The sequence below is a fragment of the Leifsonia sp. 10L418 genome, assembly GCF_056395445.1.
Genome location: NZ_JBFTJN010000002.1, coordinates 140,490 through 159,803, shown reverse-complemented (window position 1 = coordinate 159,803; position 19,314 = coordinate 140,490). Strand labels below are relative to the sequence as shown.

General features: G+C 65.6%; 12 protein-coding genes. 6 read left to right on the top strand and 6 right to left on the bottom strand.

Features of this window, described 5'->3' with window-relative positions; translation table 11 throughout:
- The first annotated feature begins 58 nt into the window (after positions 1-58).
- Positions 59-1,504 carry an APC family permease gene (locus tag AC1DCF_RS04150; protein ID WP_477209940.1) on the top strand — a complete coding sequence of 482 codons (1,446 nt, stop codon included), beginning with the start codon at positions 59-61 and terminating at the stop codon, positions 1,502-1,504.
- A 138-nt stretch (positions 1,505-1,642) separates the two neighbouring features.
- Here AC1DCF_RS04150 and AC1DCF_RS04145 read toward each other — a convergent pair whose 3' ends face one another.
- Together AC1DCF_RS04145 and AC1DCF_RS04140 are read right to left on the bottom strand one after the other, a co-directional pair.
- A complete protein-coding gene (locus AC1DCF_RS04145; RefSeq protein ID WP_477209939.1) occupies positions 1,643-2,281 on the bottom strand; it encodes a response regulator in 639 nt (212 codons plus the stop codon).
- Positions 2,269-3,504 carry a sensor histidine kinase gene (locus tag AC1DCF_RS04140; RefSeq protein ID WP_477209938.1) on the bottom strand — a complete coding sequence of 412 codons (1,236 nt, stop codon included), beginning with the start codon at positions 3,502-3,504 and terminating at the stop codon, positions 2,269-2,271. The genes AC1DCF_RS04145 and AC1DCF_RS04140 overlap by 13 nt, the downstream gene beginning before the upstream one ends.
- 108 nt (positions 3,505-3,612) lie before the next feature.
- Between AC1DCF_RS04140 and AC1DCF_RS04135 the strand changes: the two genes are divergently transcribed.
- The 5 genes from AC1DCF_RS04135 (at position 3,613) to AC1DCF_RS04115 (ending at position 14,478) form a co-directional block, all read left to right on the top strand.
- Positions 3,613-4,383, top strand: coding sequence for an ABC transporter ATP-binding protein (locus tag AC1DCF_RS04135; RefSeq protein ID WP_477209937.1), 771 nt, complete (start codon positions 3,613-3,615; stop codon positions 4,381-4,383).
- Complete coding sequence (locus AC1DCF_RS04130; RefSeq protein WP_477209936.1) at positions 4,383-6,890, top strand: FtsX-like permease family protein; 2,508 nt, start codon at positions 4,383-4,385, stop codon at positions 6,888-6,890. Before AC1DCF_RS04135 ends, AC1DCF_RS04130 begins: the two co-directional genes overlap by 1 nt.
- A 316-nt stretch (positions 6,891-7,206) precedes the next feature.
- On the top strand, positions 7,207-9,351 hold the full coding sequence (locus AC1DCF_RS04125) for a purple acid phosphatase family protein (protein WP_477209935.1): 2,145 nt from the start codon (positions 7,207-7,209) through the stop codon (positions 9,349-9,351).
- A gap of 77 nt (positions 9,352-9,428) precedes the next feature.
- Positions 9,429-13,610 (top strand): metallophosphoesterase, encoded by a 4,182-nt coding sequence (locus tag AC1DCF_RS04120; RefSeq protein WP_477209934.1) that lies wholly within the window; start codon positions 9,429-9,431, stop codon positions 13,608-13,610.
- A gap of 127 nt (positions 13,611-13,737) precedes the next feature.
- A complete protein-coding gene (locus AC1DCF_RS04115; RefSeq protein WP_477209933.1) occupies positions 13,738-14,478 on the top strand; it encodes a TIGR00645 family protein in 741 nt (246 codons plus the stop codon).
- Positions 14,479-14,527: 49 nt separating this feature from the next.
- On the opposite strand, the gene AC1DCF_RS04110 is transcribed toward AC1DCF_RS04115, so the two are convergent.
- From AC1DCF_RS04110 to AC1DCF_RS04095, 4 genes are read right to left on the bottom strand one after another with little or no spacing between them, the layout of a single operon-like run.
- Positions 14,528-15,607, bottom strand: coding sequence for a peroxidase-related enzyme (locus tag AC1DCF_RS04110; RefSeq protein ID WP_477209932.1), 1,080 nt, complete (start codon positions 15,605-15,607; stop codon positions 14,528-14,530).
- A complete protein-coding gene (locus tag AC1DCF_RS04105; protein WP_477209931.1) occupies positions 15,522-17,504 on the bottom strand; it encodes an FAD/NAD(P)-binding protein in 1,983 nt (660 codons plus the stop codon). The genes AC1DCF_RS04110 and AC1DCF_RS04105 overlap by 86 nt, the downstream gene beginning before the upstream one ends.
- 1 nt (position 17,505) lies before the next feature.
- Positions 17,506-18,471 carry a carbohydrate ABC transporter permease gene (locus AC1DCF_RS04100; protein WP_477209930.1) on the bottom strand — a complete coding sequence of 322 codons (966 nt, stop codon included), beginning with the start codon at positions 18,469-18,471 and terminating at the stop codon, positions 17,506-17,508.
- On the bottom strand, positions 18,468-19,277 hold the full coding sequence (locus AC1DCF_RS04095) for a carbohydrate ABC transporter permease (RefSeq protein ID WP_477209929.1): 810 nt from the start codon (positions 19,275-19,277) through the stop codon (positions 18,468-18,470). Before AC1DCF_RS04095 ends, AC1DCF_RS04100 begins: the two co-directional genes overlap by 4 nt.
- Positions 19,278-19,314 lie beyond the last annotated feature (37 nt).

Below are 19,314 nucleotides of genomic sequence, written 5' to 3'. Positions count from 1 at the left end.
CGTTCCCCCGCGTCAGAACCACCCCTCCCGTTCCCCCGACTCATAGGAGAGTTCGTTCATGTCTACAACCACCCGCAGTTCGCGAAAGGCTGAGTCGCCCCCCGTCGACGCCGGTCTCCGTCGCGGCGTGATGAGCGGGCCTGAGCTTGCCGCTCAGGCCATCGCCAACATCGCGCCGACCGCGGTCATCGCGTTCACCGCCGCCGCGATCTTCATCGGCGCCGGCAACGGCACCCTGCTCTCGTTCATCCTGGCGACCATCGTCATCCTCTGTGTCGGTTACTGCGTCGCCACCTTCGCCAAGCGTCACGCGTCGGCCGGCTCGCTCTACACCTACGTGTCGAAGGGCCTCGGCCCGTTCGGCGCCTACCTGGCCGGCGTCGCGCTGATCATCGGCTGCTGGGGCATCGCCGCCGGGTCGCTCGGCGGCTCGATCGCATACATGAGCCAGTTCCTGATCCTTCTCGGCATTCCCGCCGGTGGGGTCGGCGCCCAGGTGGTGCTCGCCATCGTGCTCGGTGGGCTGGCCACCCTGTTCACGATCCGCGGCATCCGCATCTCGGCCCGCGTCTCGCTGGTGCTCGAGCTGGTCTCGGTGAGCATCGTGCTGTTGCTGCTCGTGCTGGCACTGGTCTGGGCCGGCCCGAAGGCATGGGACCCGTCGCTGTTCGACCTGACCGGCGTGCCGCTGTCTGGCGTTGCCACCGGCATGGTGCTCGGTATTCTCGGCTTCGTCGGGTTCTCCTCGGCGGATGCCCTGGGTCGCGAAGCCCGGAACCCGTACACTGCGATTCCCCGCGCCATCATGTGGAGTGCCGTCACAGTCGGCATCCTCTATGTCTTTGCCGCGTACACGCAGCTCGTCGTGCTCGGCGACGCCCTGGCCACCAGTGCCAGCCCGCTTGAAGACATCGCCACGCAGATCGGCCTGCCGAGCTGGTTCGCCTTCCTGATCACCTTCGGCGTCGGCGCCTCGTTCTTCGCCGTCGTCGTCGCACCGCTCAATGTCGTCGGCCGCATCATCTACGTGATGGGAAAGGAAGGCGTCGTGCCCGAGCGCTTCGGCCGCACCCACGAGAGCCACCTCACCCCGCACCGGGTGCTGCTCGTCGCCGGCCCCGCCGCGATCGTGCTAGACATCATCCTGCTCGTCTCCAACGTGCACCCCATGGACATCACCGTGTACGTCGACACCTTCGGCACCTACGGTTACATGGTCGCCTACTCGCTGGTGGCGATCGCCTGTGTGATCTACACAAAGCGGGAGAAGATCCCGAACGTGCTCGTCTGGATCTCGGCCACGATCGCCACGCTCAGCATGATCTACGTGTTCATTGCGAACGTCTACCCGGTTCCCGCCTACCCGCTGAACGTCATCCCGTACATCTTCCTCGTGGTGATGCTCGCGGCCATCGGCTGGTACGTCTACCTGGCGAAGAATCGCCCAGAGGTGATCCTGAACATCGGCAACACTGAAACCGACCAGCTGGAGGGAATGGGTTAGACCCACCACCTCGCATCGCCGCCAGGCGATCCCTAAGCGGCGCCTCCTTCGACATCCTCCCCCCGGATGTCGGGGGAGGCGCCTTTCGCGCGCGCCGACCAGTGCCGCGCCTCCGTGAGGTGCCAAGACGCGCGTGGATCAGCTTCGCAGGTACGCGAGGACGGCAAGGACGCGACGGTGGCCGCTGTCGCTGGAGGCCAAGCCGAGCTTCGCGAAGATGTTCCCGATGTGCTTGCTCACTGCCGTCTCGGTGACGAACAGGCGCCCAGCGATGGAGGCGTTGTCGAGCCCCTCCGCCATCAGACCCAGCACCTCGCGCTCACGCGGAGTGAGCGTCTGCACGGGGTCGTCGGCGCGGCGCCGGCTCATCAGCTGAGAGATGACCTCGGGGTCCATCACGGTGCCGCCCGCTGCAACCCGGTGCAAGGTGTCGATGAATGCGGCCACCTTGCCGACCCTCTCCTTGAGCAGGTAGCCGAGACCGTTCGCGCCCCCGGCGATCAGCTCGCCGGCGTAACGGTCCTCGACGTACGCCGAGAGCACCAGCACGGGGAATCCGGGGCGACGGGTCCGAGCCTCGACAGCCGCTTTCAAGCCTTCGTTGGTGAACGTCGGCGGCATCCGGACGTCGAGCACCGCCACATCCGCCTCATCCAGATGCGCGAGGAACGCATCACCGTTGTCGACCGCCGCGACGACGTCGAAGCCCTCGCTGCGCAACAGGAGGGCGAGCCCTTCCCGCAGCAGGGTGTCGTCCTCGGCGATCACGATCCGCACAGTAGCTCCGTCCTCAGTCGAGTCGGCCCGTGGACTGGGCTGGTCACCGACAGGTTTCCCTCGAATGCCTCGACGCGGCGACGGATGCCGGCCAGACCGCCGCCCGGCCGCTCGCGTGCGCCGCCGACCCCGTCGTCCTCGACGTCGATCACCAGCCGCTCACCATCACGCGAGACCCGCACCGTGACATGCGATGCCCGGCTGTACTTGTTGACGTTCGTCAGCGCCTCCGCCACCACGAAGTAGCTCGCCGACTCGACCGCCGCCGGAACCCGGCGCACGTCGTCGATCTCGAGGGTGCACGGGACGACACTCCGCCCGGCGAGGGAGGCAAGCGCGCCGTCCAGCCCCAGTTCGTCGAGGATCGGCGGGTAGATGTCGTGCACGGTCCTGCGGAGGCCGGCGAGGGCATCCGTCGCCGCATCCTGGGCACGCCGCAGATGCGGGAGGGCATCGGTCGTCCCGGTCTCCATCGCCCGTTCGGCGATGCCGAGCATCATCACGACGCTGACCAGACGATTCTGCGCGCCGTCGTGGAGATCGCGTTCGATGCGACGCAGCTCGGCGGCGTGCGCGTCGAGGGCTGCGGCGCGACTCAACGTCAGGGCATCCACCCGCCCCGCGAGGAGCGTCTTCGGCGGCGCTGAGAGCAACCGTGCCGAGACCCGCGTCAGCAGCCGTGCAACCGCGGGGATCAGTGCCCAGCAGATGAGCGCGTAGACGACGGCGACGAGTGGCACCGTGGCCGCTATCTCCCACGACGTCACTGGGTACGGGGATGTGATGGGATCGTCGGCCGGGGCGAGCTGCCAGTAGAACGGGACGGCGAGCGAGTTGACGACCCCGAGCGGGAGCAGCAGGGTGGTCAGGGAAACGAACAACACGGGCAGGGCGTGCACCGTGAGCCAGACGGCGTCTCGGCCCGCGGCGCGGGAGCAGGCGAAGCGCAGGCGCTCGTCGATCGTGGACCCCGGCGGGAGCGCGGCGGAGGAAACGAGGATCTGCTCGCCCTGGCGGAGGCCGATGCGTCGACGGGCGATGTTGCTCCACCAGTGCAGCGCCTTCACGGCCTCGGGCAGCAGCAGCACCCCGCCCGTGATGATCATGAGCGGCAGGAGCGTGAGGCCGAGGCAGAACAGGACGACGGAAACGACGGATGCCGTGGCCTCGACAGCCACGAACTTCCAATCGCGCAGCCAACGCCGTATCCGTCCTCCTCTCATCCTTCCAGTCTGCCGTAACGCCCGACCCCGCACGGTATAGCCAGCACCACCATCGATCCGGTACCTGGCCGGATGGGGCAGCGCACGCATCCTTCCTAGCGTTGAAGCATGACTTCTCTCCTTCCTGGCGCCGCCCCCGCGACGCCGCTCTCCACTGAGGCGCTACGCCTCGACTCCGTCGTCAAGCAATACGGCTCCGGCGCCACCGCGGTGACCGCACTGCGCGGCGTGAGCCTCTCCCTCGGGCGCGGAACCTTCACCGCGATCATGGGGCCGTCCGGCTCGGGCAAGAGCACGCTGCTGCACTGCGCGGCGGGCCTCGACACCCCCACGAGCGGGTCGGTCCGCCTCGGCGGCACGGAGGTCTCCGGGTTGCGCAAGAAGGCACTCACCGAGTTCCGTCGCGACCATGTGGGCTTCGTGTTCCAGGCGTACAACCTGCTCCCGGCCCTCTCGGTGGAGGAGAACATCAGCCTGCCTCTCCTGCTCGCCGGGCGCCCGGTCGAGCGGAGATGGCTGGACTTCCTCCTCGATTCAGTCGGTCTCGCCGACCGTCGACGTCGGCGTCCAGCCGAGCTGTCCGGCGGGCAGCAGCAGCGGGTTGCGATCGCCAGGGCGCTGATCACCCGCCCGTACGTCGTCTTCGGCGATGAACCCACCGGTGCCCTCGACTCCCGCTCCGGCAAGCAGGTGCTTGATCTCCTCGCGCACACCGCACGGGAACTAGACCAGACCGTCGTCGTCGTCACGCACGATCCGGTCGTCGCCGCGCACGCCGACCGGGTGATCTTCCTCGCCGACGGTGCCTTCGCGGGCCACCTCGACGGTGCGACTCCCGCGCAGATCACCGACCGCATGAGCTCCCTCGGGGAGTGGTGATGGCCACCCGACGCCTCGGCTTTGGCAGGTTGGTCCGCGCCGATCTGCGCCATAACCGTGGCAGCTTCACGGGGGTCGCGGTATCGGTCTTCGTCGCGACGGCGCTCATCACGGGTCTCGGCGTGCTCGTCGAATCCGGCATCCGCGGCGGTCTCGCGCCGGAACGCTACACGACCGCCGATGTGATCGTCGGCGGCAGCCAGTCCGTCTCCGCCTACGGGGACATCCCCGTGCCCCTGGTCGAACGAGTGCCACTTCCGGCCGGCGTGGCAGACGAGATCGTCGCTCTCCCCGGGGTCGCCTCCGTGGTCGGAGACGTCACAGTGCCACTCGTCGCCGAGGACGGGCCGGTCGAAGCGCATCCGTGGTCGGCCTCGGCCCTGAGCGGGTTCGAGATCCGTGAGGGGGTTGCTCCGTCGGCCCTCGATGAGGTCGTGGTAACGACTTCCGGGGCCGCCGCGATCGGCGACACCCTCAGCCTCAGGCACGGCGGCGACCTCGCTGAGTATCGGGTCGTAGGCATCGCGGAGGCTCCGGTGAAACCTGAGCGCTCCGACCACGTGTTCCTCAGTGAGCAGCGGATCGAGCAGCTCGACCCGCGGGGTGGCGCGGCTCCCGTGCTCGGCGTCTTCGCGGCCGAGGGAACCTCGGTCACAGCGCTGGCGGCGGATATCACCGAGAGGTTTCCCGATCTCACCGCGCAGACGGATGAGGCCAGAGGCGATGTAGAGTTCCTCGACTCCGGCGCCGCTCGTACCTCGCTGGTGGCCATCGGCTCGGCCTTCGCAGGCACGTGCCTCCTCGTCGCGATGTTCATCGTCTCTGGCACTCTGTCGCTCTCGGTTCAGTCCCGTCGACGGGACTTCGCGCTGCTCCGCGCTGTCGGGGCGAGCTCCGCTCAGGTGCACCGATTGGTCGCGCGGGAGGTGCTCGCTGTCGCCTCGCTCGCGGCGCTCCTCGGCATCATTCCCGGCTATTTGTTCGCGACCACGCTGCAAAGCGCCTTCGTGCGGGCCGGAGTGATCCCGGACGGCTTCGCCCTTGCCCTGAGTCCGATTCCCGCTGTCGGTGCGATCATCCTCGTGCTCCTCGCGGGGTGGAGCGCCGCCAGGATCGCCGCGAGCCGCCCGGCGCGGATCGACCCGATCGAGGCGCTGCGAGAGGCCGCGACCGGTCCGGCAATGATCGGCCGTGGCCGGAAGATCACGGGCCTCGCCTTCGGGGCGGCCGGCCTGGCACTCTCGATGCTCCCGTTGGCTGTTCGCGGTCCGGGCGCCGCCGGTGCGGCCGCCGGGGCGTCGATCGTCCTGATCATCGCGCTCGCACTGCTCGGTCCCGCGCTCGTCGGCCACGCCATCCGCGGCATCGGCGCGGTGCGCCGGCGCGGGTCGGCTGCGGCTTTCCTCGCATCGGCGAACGGCACCGCCAATGCGCAACGGCTGGCCTCAGCGATCACGCCGATTGCCCTGGGAATCTCGCTCGGACTCGTGCAGCTCGGCGCTCCGGCGATCGTGGCCAGCGAGGCGAGTGCGCAGGCCCAGGCCGGCGTCATCGCAGAACTGCGGGTGAGCGTGCCGGGCGGAATCTCCGATGAGGGCGTCGAAATGATCAGGGCGCTGCCCGGTGTCGCTGGAGTGAACCCGGTGACCGTGAGCCAGACGGTGCTCGACTACATCGGGTTCGGCGAGCAGGAGATCAGCAGTTCCGAGTTCGTCCTGCAGGGTATCGACCCACAGGCGGCCCCGGGAACGATCGACCTCAAGGTGCGGGAGGGGTCGTTGGACGCTCTCGCCGGCGAACACCAGGTCGCACTGAGCAGTGACGCGCGGCAGACGCTCGGTCTGGACATCGGGGAGACCCTCGTCGGCCGGTTCGGCGACGGTGCGCCGCTCAAGGCGGAGGTCGTCGCGATCTACGAGCGCGGGCTGGGATTCGGCGCCGTCACGATGTCCGGCGACGTGGTGCGATCGCACACGACCACCGCCCTGAACGGGTTTGCCCTCGTGGATGCGGGCGACGACGTCGACGCGACACGGGCGGCGCTCGCGGATGCAGGGTTCGCCGTGAGCGGCGGCAGCGGGCTGGCGTCCGCCGGCGCCGACGGGCGGTCGCAGCAGGGCTGGGTGAACATGGTCGCCCTGATCGTGATCCTCGGCTACATCGCGATTGCTGTGGTGAACACCCTGATGATGGCCACCGGGGAGCGCTCCCGCGAGTTCGCCTTGATGCAGCTCATCGGCGCGACGCGACGTCAAGTGCGCGGCATGATGCGGACGGAGTCCGCGATGCTCGCGCTCATCGCCGCCGTGTTCGGCGTTGCGATCGCTATACCGCCGCTCGTGGGGATGAGCGTCGGGATCACCGGGCAGCCGATCCCGCACTTCCCCCTGCTGTCGTGCCTCCTCGTGATCGGTTCGATGTGCGCTCTCGCACTGGCCGCCCAGGCGGTGTCGACGCGCTCCGCCTTGCGGACCAGGCCGATCGAGGAGATCGGCTCGCGGCAGTAGGCAGCGCACGGACGTTACCGCGCCTCCCCGATCCGATTCGAGGGGGCGCGGTGAGGCGTTCCCGACTCAGCCGTGGCGAAGGAGCACCCGGTTGACGTGCTCGTTCACTCGCAAAGTTGGCACCTCACGGCCAATGATCGCGACCCCCTTTAGGGTGCGTTCGGCGACCCAGTCGGCAAACGAGGAGTGCCGGAGTTGAGCCGGAGTTGAACATCCTCTGAAGCGTTTGAGAACCCCCTGAGTTGCGCCGATATCGCCCGATACGTTGACAGCGCTGGCGGTCATTTTGCTGTGCCCGCTGCTCCACTGACACTTCATGACGCGACCGCGTCCACCACCCAAGGGGGCATCCACCGGGATGATCGGCAATCTGATGACGCGCTGGGCAACTTCGCCGAAGAAGCGCAATACCGTAGTGGCCGGCGGCGTCATCGCCGCGCTGGCTTTGACCGCCGCGGGCGGAGGGATCGCCTTCGCCGCCGGAGGACTCGCTCCGCCCCCGGTTCCGCCGGCGAGCATCCACCTGGCCTCCGCCGTGCCCGACCGGGTGATTCTCACCCCGAGTGCGACGCCGGCGAGCAGCCAGAACGTCTCCTGGCGCACCTCCACCGACGTGACGAGCCCGCAGGTTCAGCTGGCCGCCATGACCGATGGGCCGATCACCCCGTCGAGCACCGTCGCAGCGGTGAGCACGACCCAGATCGCGACCGACCTCGGCTACCCGATCAAATACCACACTGCGACCCTGACCGGGCTGGCCGAATCGACCACCTACGTCTACCGTGTCGGCGACGGCGAGACCTGGAGCGAATGGTTCGAGTTCGCCACGGCATCCGCCAGTGCCTCTCCCTTCAGCTTCTTGGTGCAGGGCGACGCGCAGAACGACGTCAAGTCCTACGCCTCCCGCTCGTTCCGTGCCGCCTTCGAGGCGCGCCCCTACGCGAAGGCCGTCGTGCACCTCGGCGATCTCATCGACACCGACATCGCCGACGCCGAATGGGGTGAATGGTTCGCCGCAGCCGGCTTCCAGAACTCCTACCTCAACGTGATGGCCACCCCCGGAAACCACGAGTACTACCCGGGACCGCAGCTGACCAAGTACTGGAAGGCCCAGTTCGAGTTTCCGGAGAACGGCCCCGCCGACACCCCGGAGATCAAGGCGCAGTTCAGCGAAAACACCTATTTCGTCGACTACCAGGGCGTTCGGTTCATCTCGCTCAACGCCTCGCAGATCAACGGAGCCGACATGACGGCCCAGACCAACTGGCTCGACGCCGTGCTCACCGAGAACCCGAACAAGTGGTCAGTCGTGTCGTTCCACCAGCCGGTCTTCTCGGTGACAAGCGGTCGCGACAACAAGGTCATCCGCGACGCCTGGCTGCCGATCTTCGAGCGCCACAACGTCGACCTCGTGCTGCAGGGTCACGACCACGCCTACGGGCGTGGCAACCTCTTCGCCAACGAGCAGAACCTTCCGGCCGGTGCGAACCCGGCCACCAGCCAGACCGGACCGGTCTACATGGTCACCGTCGCCGGCCCCAAGATGTACGTGCCCGACGACCCGGCCACCAACAACTGGGTCACGAACGGCGCCCACCTGCGCAGCATGAACCGCGACACGCAGATGTACCAGACGGTCGATGTGACGAACGACGAAATCCACGTCGAGAGCCGCACGGTCACCGGCGACCTGTTCGACGCGTTCACGATCGCCAAGACGGATGCCGGCGCCAAGCTGGTGACCGACGAGACGGTCGGACGCGCCAGCGGCCCGGGTTCCGTCCGATCGACGATCAACGCGCCGGAGCGCCCGCCGGTCACGGTGCCGGGTGGAACCCCGACCCCGACTCCGACCCCGACGCCGACCCCGACCCCGACCCCGACTCCGACTCCGACCCCGACGCCGACCCCGACGACGGAGCCCACCGCCGTGCCGACGACCGTGCCGACGACAGTTCCGACGAGCGAGCCCACGTCAGTACCGACCACGACGCCGACGACCAAGCCGACCACGGAACCGACCGCATCCCCGACTCCCCGGCCCGGCGCGCTTGAGCTTTCGGTGACAGGCGTCGCAGCCGGAGGAACCTTCTCCATGAAGGGTTCGGGGTTCACCCCGAACGAAGACATGGAGGTCTCGCTGCACTCCGACCCGGTCATCCTCGGGTACCCGACCGCTGACGCGTCAGGAAACTTCACCTTCACCGGCCGCATTCCGGCCGGTATCCCGGCCGGCACGCACACCGTGATCGCCCGCGGCCTGGAATCAGGCGTGACCGCATCGGCGTCCGTCACCGTTCTCCCGGTTGGCTCGGCGAGCACCGGAGTGCGTGACCTCGCCAGCACCGGCGTGGCCCAGCTGGGCACGATCATGGCCCTCGTCGGAATCACGATGCTGGCCGGCCTGACCTTGCTGATTCTCGCCCGTCGCCGCCGCACCGCTCGCGGAGACAACGCATGAACCGCACGGCTTCAGGCGGCAATCCAACGCCTTCGCAACATCCGTCGAAACACAACGTCCGGAAAGGCCGACAGCCCATGACGAGTTCGTCATCATGGTTCCGCAGTGGCAGACTCAGCGACTCACCCAGCGGCACGCGCACCACCAAGCGGGCAGCGGCCACGCTCATCGTGGCCGCCCTGGCCGCGGCGCTGCTCACCCCGATCGTCGGGTTTGCCGCCCCCGCCTCGGCGGCAACGGTGACCCCGGCCGTGCAGCACGGGCCGTCCCGCATCCCCGACCGCATCGTGCTCACGCCGTCGGGCGACCTGGCCACGTCGCAGGCCGTCACCTGGCGCACCTCGACCGGTGTCACCACGGCTCAAGCCCAGATTCGGGTGGCCACCGCCGAGCCGTATCGCACGGACTACAAGACGGTCACGGCATCTGACAGTGAGCCGGTCGCGACGAGCCTCGGCTACACCGAGCTCTTCCACAGCGTGAAGTTCACCGGCCTCGCCCCGGCAACGCAGTACATGTACCGGGTCGGCGACGGCACGAACTTCAGCGAGTGGCAGCACTTCACCACCGCTGCGGCCACGGCAGAGGACTTCTCGTTCATCTACCTCGGCGATGTGCAGAACGGCATCAAGTCCGACGCCTCCCGCGTCATCCGCAACGCGTTCCGTGACCGTCCCGATGCCAGTCTGGTGCTTCAGGCCGGCGACCTGATCGACGACGCCAACGACGACGCGCAGTGGGGCGAGGTCTTCGACGCCGCCGGCTACAACTTCGGCACGCAGAACTTCTTGGCCGCTGCGGGCAACCACGAATACGAGGGCGCCGAGCTCTCGAAGCAGTGGCAGGCCCAGTTCGAATACCCCGCCAACGGTCCGCAGGGATCAGCCGCAATCAACGCGCTGCTGGATGGCACGGTCTACTCGACCGACTACCAGGGCGTGCGGTTCATCTCGTTGAACAGCAACATCACGGATGCCGCGGCGCTCGCCGTGCAGACCGCGTGGCTGAAGACGACGCTGGAGACCAACCCGAACAAGTGGACCGTGGTGTTCTTCCACCACCCGGTGTTCTCCCTCGACGAGGGCCGCAACAACCGGGCGATCCGTGAGGCCTGGCTGCCGCTCTTCGAAGCGAACAATGTCGACCTCGTTCTGCAGGGACACGACCACAACTACGGTCGCGGCAACTCGAACGACGCCGAAAAGGGCAACCCGGCCGACTGGAATGCGACCCGCAACTACGACGGCCCCGTCTACGCAGTCTCGGTCGTCGGTTCCAAAATGTATGACGGCGCCGGACCTCGCCTCTGGACCGAGAACGACGCCCACCTGCGCAAGCTCGGCGGCGGCATCGAGCTCTACCAGCTCATCGATGTCTCTGGCGATGAGCTTCGCTACGAGTCACGCACCGCCGACGGCGAGTACTACGACGGTCTCACGATCGTCAAGAACGACGCCGGCAAGGCCGTGACCGACGACACCGAACCGCAGGTGATCGACCCGGGAACCCCGAACCCGTGCCTGGGCTGCAACCCGAACCCCGATCCCAACCCGGGAACGGGTGAGCCCGGCGAAGCCGTCGACTACACGGTCACCGGCGCCGTCGCCTCGGTCAACAAGACGAACGCCAAGCTGCCCGCCGGATCGGCTTTCTCAGAGGGCAAGGACCGCCTCTACCTCGGCGACCAGAACTCACGCGAGATCTTCGAGGTCAATCCCGACACCGACGAGGTCACCCGTCAGATGACCCTGCCGGAGAACATCCGTGACATCGGAATCGACGATGCCAAAGAGTTGCTCTACGTCGGGCAGCAGAACCGCAACTGGGTGGTCGTCTCGATCGCCGATGCCACATTCGGCCAGGTTGTGCGCGGCCCGTTCCCCTTCATCGAATCGAACCGCTCGATCGACGTCGACCCGATCAAGGGCTACGTCTACGGCGCAGTTCCGTCGCGGGGCATCGAGGTTCTGAATGCCGAGACCGGTGCATCGATCGGTGTCGTCAACGGAACCGCCGATGCCTATTACGTCGCAGCCGACCCGGAGAATGGCCGAGTCGCAGCCGCGTATTTCAGCGATGTCACCGACGCCGTCAACATCGAGGCGTTCGATGTCGAGAACGACTTCGCCTCGCTCTGGGAGAAGACCAGTCGCGCCAACCCGCGTCAGCTCGACTTCGACTCGACGAACGGACTGCTCTATGTCGGTTACACCGGCACAACTGTCGGAAGCGGTGGATTCTCGGTGCACGACCCGGCGACGGGCGCGGTGCGCGGTGACTTCGCCGACCCGAAGTACGGCAAAGACGGCTACGGCATCTCGGTCGACGAAGCGCACCAGCGGGTCTTCGTCTCGAACCGGGACTTCCGGCTGAACCCGCCCGGGTCTGAGATGGCCCCGGTGGCCGTCACAATCAGCACACGTGTTCTCGACGCGGCGTACGACTACGCGCCGATCCGCAACCTCGCATCCGTCAGCAAGCCGAACGCGCAGTTGCCGGCCGGCTCCGCCTATTCGGAGAGCCGCGACCTGCTCTACCTCGGTGACCAGAACTCGCGCACCATCTTCGAGGTCGATCCCGATACCGACAAGGTCGTACGCCAGATGACCCTGCCGGAGAATATCCGCGACCTCGGCATCGACGACGCGAACAAGCTGCTCTACGTCGGGCAGCAGAACCGCAACTGGGTGGTCGTCTCCATTGCCGACGACAACTTCGGCACGGTCGTGCGCGGTCCGTTCCCGTTCATCGAATCGAACCGTTCGATCGACGTCGACCCGGTCAAGGGCTATGTCTATGGAGCGGTGCCGTCGCGCGGCATTGAGGTGCTCAACGCGGTCACCGGCGCCTCGCTCGGTGTCGTCAACGGAACAGCGGATGCCTACTACGTGGCAGCCGACCCGGCCAAGGGGATCGTCACCACCTCGTTCTTCAGCGACGTGCCCGATGCAATCAACGTCGCGGCCTTCGACGCGAACAACGACTTCGCGATGCTCTGGCAGCAGGCGACCCGGGCCAACCCGCGTCAGCTCGACGTGGACTCGACCCATGGTCTGGTCTATGTGGGCTACACCGGCACCGCGGTCGGTTCCGGCGGATTCTCGGTGCACGACCTGCGCACCGGAGCCCGTCTGGCTGACCTGGCCGACCCGAAGTACGGCAAAGACGGCTACGGCATATCGGTCGACGAGGAGCACCAACGCGTGTTCGTCTCGAACCGGGACTTCCGCCTGAACCCGCCAGGGTCAGAGATGGCCTCTGCCGCGGTGACGGTCAGCCAGCGCGCGAAGTCGGGTGGACCGGTCACGCCGCCCACGACTCCGCCGACAACCCCACCCACCACGCCGCCCACGACGCCGCCGACCACGCCGCCGACGGATCCGCCTGCTGTTCCGACGGGCACCAGCTACACGCCGACCGCACTCGCGGCGATCCCGTCGGCCCAGGCGAATCCCGACCTCGACACCAAGCCGGTCGGCTCGGTCGTCGACTCCCGCACCGGTCATGTCTTCGTCGGAAACGAACAGCGCCCGGCCCGCGTCGTCGAAATCGACCCGAAGACTGACACCGTCGTGGCAACCCACCTCATTCCGGGTGGCGCGGCCGAAGGTGTGCGCGACGTGGCCATCGACACGGCGAAGAACGAGCTCTACGTGGCCTACGGGGCATCGTGGGCCGTGCTGAACCTCGCCGATGACACGCTGCTGCGCGGGCCGTTCCCGTTCTCCGGCAACGTGCGGGGCATCGACGTCGACCTGGTCGGCGGGCGGGTGTTCGGCACCACCCGCGGCACCGGCTTCGATGTGGCGGATGCGACGACGGGGGCTCTGACGACCACCGTCACCACCGTGGGCGCCAACTGGCGCTCGCACGGCATCGCCTTCGACCCGACCACGAATCGCGTGTACCTGAGTAACTCCGATGTCACCGATGCAACGGCAGCGGTGCGGGTCTACGACGGAATCAGCCTCGCGGTCATCGACGAGGTGGCCACGGTCACGGCTCCTGACCTGCGTTCAGTCGCGGTCGACCCGGTCAGCCAGCGTCTGTACCTCGGCCACCAGAGCGACGCCTTCGAGGCCAGCGGCGTGCTGATCCTCTCGGCCACCGATCTGACCACGATCCAGGACTACCCGGGCACCGCCTACGGCAACAAGGTCTACGGAATCTCGGTCGACTCGCTTCATGGCACGGTCTATGTCTCGGCCAGAGACCGGCTTCCGGCCGGGATCGTCTCGCTGCAGCGGGCGGGGTCGTAACCCGAACCCTGCACACGGCCGGCGTCACCCCGATCAGGGGTGGCGCCGGCCGTCTTTCCAGCTGACTCTCAGGCGTCGTGCCCTAGTGCAGCACAAACGTTCAGCAAGCGTGCGATAAAATTCACAAATGACAAAAGCGCCGACATCATTGCCGACCACCCGTCACTATCCGCCGCAGAATCGCGGGCTGCAAAGCATCGGATACCTCATCTTCCTCAGCCGCTGGCTGCAGGCTCCGCTCTACCTCGGACTGATCGTGGCCCAGGTCGTCTACGTCGTCGTCTTCATCACCGAGCTCGTGCACCTCGCTGGCGAGGTCTTCAGCGACCTGCGTCACATCGACGAAGCGATGATCATGCTCAGCGTGCTCGGCCTCATCGACGTTGTCATGATCGCCAACCTGCTGATCATGGTCATCATCGGCGGCTACGAGACGTTCGTCTCGAAGATCAAGATCGACGGCCACCCCGACCAGCCCGAGTGGCTCTCGCACGTCAACGCGAACGTGCTCAAGGTCAAGCTGGCCATGGCCATCATCGGCATCTCGTCGATCCACCTGCTCAAGACCTTCATCGAGGTCGGCGACATGGCCGCCCGTGGTCAGGTCGACACCGGCGAGTCGATCACGGGTGAGCGGTACACCTGGGATGGCGTGATGTGGCAGGTCATCATCCACATGGTCTTCATTATCTCGGCCGTCGCCCTCGCCTGGATCGACAAGATCTCCCGCGGCGCCGACCATGGGATGCCCGCGGTCGCCGCCCAGCAGGCTCACGCGCCGGTCGTCCAGCCCGAGCAGTTCGCTCACCCGCACGCGGTCGGCCAGGAGTCGCTGCACGCCGCCGAGCTGGAGCGCGAGCGCGCCTAGGCTTCGGCGAGCGGGATTCGACCGGCTGATCGAGCCGTCAAGGAACTTATCAGCTCGGCAGCAGCTCAGCTCGTCGGGCCGGCAGCCGGCCCTGGCCGAGAGTGAGCATCAACCGGTTCGCCCAGCTGAACATCGACGAGACGCTCGCCGCATCAAAAATCTCCTCCTGGGTGAACCCGGCCGTGCGTAGTCGACCGACATGGGTCGTCGTGAGCGCTGGAGGCGTCGCGGCCAAAGCCGCTGCAAAACCGGCCAGCGCTCGATCGCGCTCGTTCGGCAAGACGTCGTAGCCTTCACTTTTCAGGAGGGTCGACGACGTTGTGTCGCGGGAGAGAAAGAAATGCCGCCGCCCATGAACTGACGCACAAAACTCACACCCCGTCGCGAGCGACGTCGCCAGAGCCACGAACTCCCGCTCGGCTCGGCTGAGCGCCGCTTCGCCGGTCATGATGTCGTCATAGAGAAGGGTGCGTAGCTCAAGAACCTGCGGGTCATTGCGAAGCACTCTGTAGTAGTCCGACTCTCCCTGAGCAGTTTTGCCGGCGACGGCCGCAGAGGAATCTGCCGGAACCCCGTCCAGCCAGCCCGCCCACTCCATGATCGGAAACGCTGAGCGCGGATGCTCCACGATTTCAGCGGTTGCGCCGCACGAGGGCGTCGCTGCTGCCGTGCTGTCACCGGAGCACACAATTGTGTCGATCGCGAAGCCGAGCCTGGCCACGTAACTGACAAATGCAATGACCTGGCTTGCCGCAACGATCTGTCCTGCCGATGCTCCTGCCTGTTGCAAACGGCGGATGTCTGCCTCAGCGTGCGCGGTCGGCTGCGTCGTCATTGTCGTTGCGTGCCGCAGCAGCGCAACTGTCACCGGGGGCAGTGAGAGAGCCCAGGTTGCTTCGTCACTGATGATGTCTGCGCTACCCTCCCCGGCGATCGCCTCGAGCTGCGCGCCAAGTTCTCTGGCCAGTTCTCGGCTCTGGGTTCGCTCGGCAGCACACAGCGCGATCTGGAGCCTGGTGATACGGCTGAGGAACGTATCCCGGTCAGGAGTAAGAACGAGTTGGCGCAGCTGTTCCGTCAGCAGCGATACCGAGGGGCGAAGCGGAGCCAATTCGAGTGCGTTGTTCACTATTTTCCAATCCATGTACTACTGCGGCCCGAGCGAGGGCGTCACTATCTCGAAGGAATTGTGAGTTGGTTTTGGCAAGAGGACCGAGCTGAGTTCCCCAATGAATCGACTCAAGCGGAACCCCGGTGGCGAACAGCCCGCGTTGCGGCTGACCAGCGGAATTCACGACCTCATAGGGAAGCCGGCCCACTTCCAGTGCGCCGGAAACGAAGTCACCGTGCCGAGCATCAGCAATGACGAACGATCGTGCCATTCCGCGGCGGTGAAGCGCGGTGAGCACCGGGTTTGCCGTTCGAGCAAGGTTGACTGCTGGCAAGTGGGCTTCAAGAAGTCCCTCGCAGAGGTGTTTCATGCCCGGGAGCGCCGGCGACGACGCGACGAAATGGTGCGCCGAACGCTCGACCAGCATCTCCGGCCCGAGAGGAATGATCAAACCGGCATCAACGAGCGCGATGAGTTCCCTGATCCGTTCTGCCGGCGGTCCGCTGGCCAACGCTCCCGCGTAGCCCCGATACCAGGACTCGACGTCGCGCGCGTAGGATCGGCCGGCGATCCCGCCGTAGCGCGCAAGCCTGCGCACGGCCGCCCGACCGGATCCGATCACGAGAGAAGCGCATTTCAGAGCACTGTCGCCCCCTCGCTCCGCCTCGGAATAGTCCGCGACAAGGTCGTTTCGCCACCAATCGAGAAGGCTGTCGTACGAGTCGAATTCCTGTGCCAGCAGGGGGCGGTCAAGCTGTTCGAAGTCGATCCGTTTCGCGGGCCGAGGAACGGCCTCGGCGAGAATTTGCTCGAGTGTCGGATCACCCCACTCATGGTTGTCGAGTCCGTCGCGTACCTGCAGAATGCTGCCGGAGAACTCCTCGGGTTCAACGTCGGCCAGCACTGAATAGTAGGTGAGCGCCGCATCTTTGACGACGCGCGGCCACACATCGCGCTTGAAGTCGACTTGTTCCTCACGTTCTTCGAGGTGCAGCAGGTAACGGTCAGTCAGATACCGGGCAGAAAATGTCGGCGTCATGCTGCCGAATATCCCTTTGGCGCGGTACGGAACTCCTCGGCGCGAGCCGACAACCATGAGAGGTTCGTGGCCGGAAGGGAGATACTCGAAACCGTTGGCCCCGGTGTGAAAGCGACCTCCTCGACCGACTGTAAGCATCGCGACGTAGTCGAAAAAATTCATACCAAGCCCGCGCATAATCAGCTTCTGTCGGGCCGGCACCTTCGTGAGATCTGTATCGAGAGGGTTGGCAGGCTGCCCGTAGAACAGACTGTTCGCCGACGCAAATGAGCCGTTCGCGGCTTCTGTCGCGCTGGATATCAACCCGCTGTGACCCGTCGCCAGAATAACGCTGTCGCAGACAAGTGGATCGATGCCGTCCGCGGTGTGCACGAGGTAGCCGCCCCCGTGCGATTCCACATCGACGACTTGACTCCGGCGGAATTCGACCCGCACGGCGGGAGGCAATCGCGTCAGGTCCATTCTGTGGCACCACTCGAGGTAACGCCCGAGCAGTCTTCGCGACGGATGAGACCACGGCTCCATCCGGCTAGCCTCAGCGATGACGCTGTCGTCGACTCCGCTCACGTCGCCGGAGCAGACGAGATGACACCACTCGTAGAGGTTTGGTCCCGGCGCGATCGGTCCCTCGCAGTTGACTGACTCGTCGGTGAAATGTGTCGCATCGGCGCACAGCGTATTCATCAGCAAATAGGGCGGCTGGCTCCCCGACCAGATCCGCCCGCCACCTGGCTCGAACTCATCGTAGAGAAAGATGTGCACGGTCCGACCGGCCGACAGCGAGGTATTGGCGGCAATGCGCTCAACGATCGAGATTCCGCGGGGGCCGGCCCCGACGATGCAGATTGAGATGGTCCCGTGGTCTGAACTGGTCATTTCAGTCGGTTGACCGCTCGCTCTTGTTGTAGCCGCGCAGATAGAAGTACGCGGCCCCGCTCAACAGAATGGCGGTGCAGACGGCCAGGGCCGATGCTTGGCCCAGCTGCTGCGATTCAAAGGCAATCGATCGAATCGCAAGTGGAACCGTGACCGCGGAGCTCGACGGCCCGCCCCCGTTTGAGAGCAGGAATGGGATATCGAAGTCGTACGCAGTCCAGATCGTGCGAAGCAACATTCCGGCCAGCACGATCGGAACGATGGAAGGGATTGTCACAGCCGTCAAACGGTGCCGCCACCCGCCTCCATCGATGCTCACTGCCTCATAAAGTTCGCTTGGCACAGATTGCAATCGGGCCAGGACGATGATGATGAAGAACGGCGCATACTTCCAGACATTGACGAGAACCAAGGTGGGCATCATCATTGCCGGGTCCGACAGCCAGTTCAGAGGCTGGGTGATGAGCCCGCCTGCCTGTAGGAGATAGTTCATGACCCCCGTCACGTCGTTGAACATAAAGCGGAAGATCAATGCCGCAACGATTGCCGGCACCATGTACGGGACCAGAACAAGCACCCGCGCGGCGCGCTGGCCACGGAGGCCGACATTGAGAAGCAGCGCAACGCTGATTCCGGCCACGACCTGCAACACCATGTTCGAGACCGTCCAGGACACGGTGCGCAAGAACGCATCTCGCACGGCGGAGTCCGAGAAAATCGCGACATAGTTCTCAAGGCCGACCGGCGTGGAGGCCCCGGTCGTGACGTCAACAAAGTTGAAGCTGTTCCAGACCGCGATGAGGAAGGGGTAGACCGCAAAGATTGCGATGAGGACGAAGGCCGGCAGCACCAAGAGGTGAGCGAGAGCCTTGTCGGTGAGGTACCGCTTGCGTTTCGGTTCTCGGCTGAATCCTTCAGACCAGGCCGTGTCACGGCTGTTGGACATGGTTTGTGTGACGGATGTCATCCCTTCAACGCTCCTTCAGTCAGACCGGCAACAAGCCAGCGTTGTGCGACAAGAAACAGCAGCATGACGGGTAGCACGATCGTCACAGCTGCAGCCATGAGCAATCCCCACGATTCAGTCCCCATATGTCCCATCAGGAGAAAGACCGCGGGATTGGCGGGAAGCTTCTCTGTCGAGGTCATCAGAGTGGAGGCGAAGAGATACTCACTCCACGCTGCGTTGAAGGTGAAGATGGCGGTTGAAATGATTCCCGGCGTCGCTTGTGGCAAAACGACCCGGAGAAAGGCTCCGAACCGCGTGCAACCGTCAATCATTGCCGCCTCTTCGACGTCGACCGCAACTCCGGAGAAATACGAGCGCAGAATCCACAACGCGAAGGGAAGAAGAGTCGCCACATACAGCACGGCCAGGGCGAGGCGGTTGTCTCCCAGGCCGCTGCCGAACAGAATCTGGGTGACCGGAACGAGCACCAGAATCGGCGGCAAGAGATAGGCAAGTAATGACAGCTGGCCGACGGCACGGAGTGCTTTGAACCGGAATCGACTCATTGCGTAAGCGGCCATCGTGCCGAAAACAAGGGCGACCACGGTGGCAGAGATGGAGACCAGGAAGCTATTCATCAAGTAGACGTGAAACTGGTAAATCTCGAAAAGGTCAAAGAAATGCGTGAGTGTGACCTCCTGAGGAATGAAGGTCGGCGGGTACGCCGAGATCTCGGAGTCGGGACGAATCGCGTTCAGCACGATCCAGAGAAGCGGGAGCACGCTGACGGACAGCACGATTCCCAGGAGGATGTACTGGATCATTCGCCCGATCGACAGTCGGCGTCGCCGTTCTGGGGCA

Excerpts from the sequence above, each read along its gene's own strand:
- AC1DCF_RS04150 (WP_477209940.1), top strand. The coding sequence starts at position 59 with ATGTCTACAACCACCCGCAGTTCGCGAAAGGCTGAGTCGCCCCCCGTC.
- AC1DCF_RS04140 (WP_477209938.1), bottom strand. The coding sequence starts at position 3,504 with ATGAGAGGAGGACGGATACGGCGTTGGCTGCGCGATTGGAAGTTCGTG.
- AC1DCF_RS04135 (WP_477209937.1), top strand. The coding sequence starts at position 3,613 with ATGACTTCTCTCCTTCCTGGCGCCGCCCCCGCGACGCCGCTCTCCACT.
- AC1DCF_RS04130 (WP_477209936.1), top strand. The coding sequence starts at position 4,383 with ATGGCCACCCGACGCCTCGGCTTTGGCAGGTTGGTCCGCGCCGATCTG.
- AC1DCF_RS04125 (WP_477209935.1), top strand. The coding sequence starts at position 7,207 with ATGACGCGACCGCGTCCACCACCCAAGGGGGCATCCACCGGGATGATC.
- AC1DCF_RS04120 (WP_477209934.1), top strand. The coding sequence starts at position 9,429 with ATGACGAGTTCGTCATCATGGTTCCGCAGTGGCAGACTCAGCGACTCA.
- AC1DCF_RS04115 (WP_477209933.1), top strand. The coding sequence starts at position 13,738 with ATGACAAAAGCGCCGACATCATTGCCGACCACCCGTCACTATCCGCCG.
- AC1DCF_RS04105 (WP_477209931.1), bottom strand. The coding sequence starts at position 17,504 with ATGACCAGTTCAGACCACGGGACCATCTCAATCTGCATCGTCGGGGCC.
- AC1DCF_RS04100 (WP_477209930.1), bottom strand. The coding sequence starts at position 18,471 with ATGACATCCGTCACACAAACCATGTCCAACAGCCGTGACACGGCCTGG.
- AC1DCF_RS04095 (WP_477209929.1), bottom strand. The coding sequence starts at position 19,277 with ATGATCCAGTACATCCTCCTGGGAATCGTGCTGTCCGTCAGCGTGCTC.